General features: G+C 47.5%; 1 pseudogene. It reads right to left on the minus strand.

The features are described from left to right. A pseudogene (locus tag QW71_RS40820) lies at window positions 1–242 on the minus strand (hypothetical protein); the annotation flags it as partial.

The following is a 242-nucleotide window of genomic DNA, read 5'->3' on the forward strand; positions in this document are numbered from 1 at the left end:
GACGCAGATATTTCACCCGCACCGGGGTGCAGCGGAAGGCTTCTCTTTATCTTTACATTGCCGCGCATTCCTTCAATCCCTTGAAAACTGGCAACTACACTGCTAATGATTATACCATAGGCCTGCAGTTTCGATAATTTCGCACCGGTCCAGTAGTTGGTCCCGTCTTTCGCTGCCAGAATCTGCTCCTGCATGATATCAACGGGCACATTATCCAGATTAGATTTGATTTCTCCATTCCT

Source organism: Paenibacillus sp. IHB B 3415 (assembly GCF_000802655.2).
Taxonomy (GTDB): domain Bacteria; phylum Bacillota; class Bacilli; order Paenibacillales; family Paenibacillaceae; genus Paenibacillus_AQ; species Paenibacillus_AQ phytohabitans.